Source organism: Micromonospora maritima (genome assembly GCF_902825405.1).
In the GTDB taxonomy this organism is placed as follows: Bacteria; Actinomycetota; Actinomycetes; order Mycobacteriales; family Micromonosporaceae; genus Micromonospora; species Micromonospora maritima.
This window is the reverse complement of record NZ_CADEAU010000674.1, coordinates 1-2,428: the sequence shown is the minus strand read 5'-3', so window position 1 is coordinate 2,428 and position 2,428 is coordinate 1. Positions and strand designations below refer to the sequence as shown.

Sequence of the window (2,428 nt, the reverse complement as noted above, 5' to 3'; positions counted from 1 at the left end):
GCGCCCGCCCGGTCGGCCGCCGCCGCGACCAACGCGGCCAGCTCCGGCCGGTCGGGCACCCGGAACGACACGTACGCGCCGCGACCACCCGCCGTGGGCCGGCCGTACGCCTTCGCGGCGAGGCTCCCGTCCGGCAGCAGCCGGACGTTGAGCGTGGTCAGCGTGAACTCCTCGCCGCGCCGGGTGTCGGTCCAGCGCAACGCCTCCGGGACGGTCACGTTGATGGCCAGGGCACTCACGTCGGGCGGGACGTCGCTGCTCATCCGGGCATCGTCGCACGGCCCGCCGCTCACCGGCGCAGCGTGTTCTCCCGGGACATGTGCGACAGCTTCTCCGGGTTGCGCACCGCGTAGAGCCCGCTGATCCGGCCGTCGTCGAGGCGTACCGCCACGACGGTGTCCAGCTCGCCGTCGAGCCGGACGACGAGCGCCGGATAGCCGTTGACGTGCGCCGGTTCCATCGACGCCGCGTGGGCGACCCGGCCCCAGCCGCCGGCCAGCAGCCGGGCCACCTTGTCCACGCCGCTGACCGGTCGCGGGACGGCCTGCTTGATCCCGCCGCCGTCGCCGACCAGCACCACGTCCTCGGCGAGCACGGCGAGCAGCGACCGGAGGTCACCCGTCTCGACCGCCCGCCGGAACGCGTCGAGCGCGTCGCGGGTCTCGGCCGCCGAGACGGTCTGGCGGGGCCGGCGCGCCGCGACGTGGGCCCGGGCCCGGTGGGCGATCTGCCGGACCGTGGCCGGGCTCCGGTCGACCGTCCCGGCGATCTCGTCGTAGCCGACGTCGAACACCTCCCGCAGCACGAACACGGCCCGCTCGGTCGGGGTGAGCGTCTCCAGCACCAGCAGCATCGCCATCGACACGCTGTCGGCGAGGGCCACGTCGTCGGCCACGTCCGGCGTGGTGAGCAGCGGTTCGGGCAGCCAGGACCCGACGTACGACTCCCTGCGGCGACCCAGCGCGCGCAGCCGGGACAGCGCCTGGCGGGTGGTGATCCGCACCAGGTAGGCGCGCCGGTCCCGGACCTCGTCGAGGTCGACGCCGGCCCACCGCAGCCACGTCTCCTGCACCACGTCCTCGGCGTCGGCGGCCGAGCCGAGCATCTCGTACGCGACCGTGAAGAGCAGGTTCCGGTGGGCGAGGAAGTCCTCGGTGGCCGGGTCCGCCATGGCTGGCTCCTTCTCCGCTCGGCTGCGTTCCCCACCAGACGCCGGCCGCCGACGCGGTGTGACGTCCGGTCGCTGTGTCGGTCGTCACCGGGCCGCGCTGTCACGCCGTTGCGGCGGCCGGCATCTCGTGGTCGTCCGACACCACCCCAGCAGAGAGGCCGGAACGATGGAGACCCGAATCAACCTGTTCGAGAACGCGATCGCCGCGAAGTTCATGAAGCGGTTCGCCAACGCGGGCCTGGTGCTCCAGCAGTCGCCGCTGCCACACGCCGTCCAGGAGCTGGTGTCGCTTCGTGCCAGCCAGATCAACGGCTGCGGCTGGTGCATCGACATGCACGTCAAGGAGGCGGCGGCCGCCGGGGAGAGCGCGGTCCGGCTGCACCTGGTCGCGGCCTGGCGCGAGTCGACGGTCTTCACCGAGGCGGAGCGCGCGGCGCTGGCGTTCGCCGAGGAGGGCACCCGGCTCGCCGACGCCCACCAGGGGGTGTCCGACGAGACCTGGGCCCGGGTGCGCGAGCACTACGACGACGACCAGATCGCGGCGCTGGTGTGCCTGCTCGGCCTGATCAACGCGGCGAACCGGTTCGCGGTGATCGCGCACCAACGCGGCGGCTCGTACGAGGCGGGGATGTTCGCCGCCGCGCTGGCCTGAGCGGCGGGACCGGCCGGCCCGGGACGCCCGGGCCGGCCAGCCGGTCACCGCAGATCGCGGAAGAACGCGCGGAGGGTGAGCAGTTGTCCGGACTGCTCACCCGCGTGCCGCGCCACCACTCGGCCTGACCGCTGGGTATCCGCCTCCGAAAGTTTCGGAGCGATTCGGTGAATCCCCCTCCATCGCTGCCCAGGGCCGCGGTCACGAAAATCCGAGCCACCATCGACGTTGACCGATCAGGAAGCCGCGAGTATCTTGCTGGGCAAGTTACCGGTACGTTTCCGAAAAGTTTCGGAGCCGGGGCCCGAGAATCTCGCGGCGCCGGCTCCCGCACGGCAGGTACGCGGGCCCGCGTTTCCTCACGACCTTGCACATCCCCCGATATGCACAGGAGTGTCATGGAACGTCTACTGAAGCACGGCCGCCGTCGCTTGGCCGCGGCTGCGGCCGCAGGCGCGCTGGCCCTGGTTGGTGCGGCGCTGATGGTGCCTGGTCCGGCCCAGGCGGCGAGCACGCTGGGCGCGGCGGCGGCGCAGTCGGGTCGGTACTTCGGCACGGCGATCGCGGCGGGTCGGTTGAGCGATTCGACGTACAGCACGATCGCG

The 2,428-nt window shown here is 72.8% G+C and carries 3 protein-coding genes and 1 pseudogene; 2 read left to right on the top strand and 2 right to left on the bottom strand.

Features of this window, described 5'->3' with window-relative positions:
- A partial coding sequence (locus tag HUW36_RS30900; RefSeq protein ID WP_174531311.1) for a hypothetical protein occupies positions 1-263 on the bottom strand: 263 nt, incomplete at its 3' end.
- Between the two features lie 26 nt (positions 264-289).
- Positions 290-1,171, bottom strand: a complete 882-nt coding sequence (locus HUW36_RS30895; RefSeq protein ID WP_174531310.1) for an RNA polymerase sigma-70 factor — start codon at positions 1,169-1,171, stop codon at positions 290-292.
- 166 nt (positions 1,172-1,337) lie between these two features.
- On the opposite strand from HUW36_RS30895, the gene HUW36_RS30890 reads away from it, so the two are divergent.
- Entirely contained in the window at positions 1,338-1,823 is a 486-nt protein-coding gene (locus tag HUW36_RS30890; protein ID WP_174531309.1) for a carboxymuconolactone decarboxylase family protein, read from the top strand.
- A 398-nt stretch (positions 1,824-2,221) separates the two neighbouring features.
- Positions 2,222-2,428, top strand: a pseudogene (locus HUW36_RS34185) (endo-1,4-beta-xylanase); the annotation flags it as partial.

Bases quoted from the DNA above. Each gene is read 5' to 3' on its own strand.
- HUW36_RS30895 (WP_174531310.1), bottom strand. From the start codon at position 1,171: ATGGCGGACCCGGCCACCGAGGACTTCCTCGCCCACCGGAACCTGCTC.
- HUW36_RS30890 (WP_174531309.1), top strand. From the start codon at position 1,338: ATGGAGACCCGAATCAACCTGTTCGAGAACGCGATCGCCGCGAAGTTC.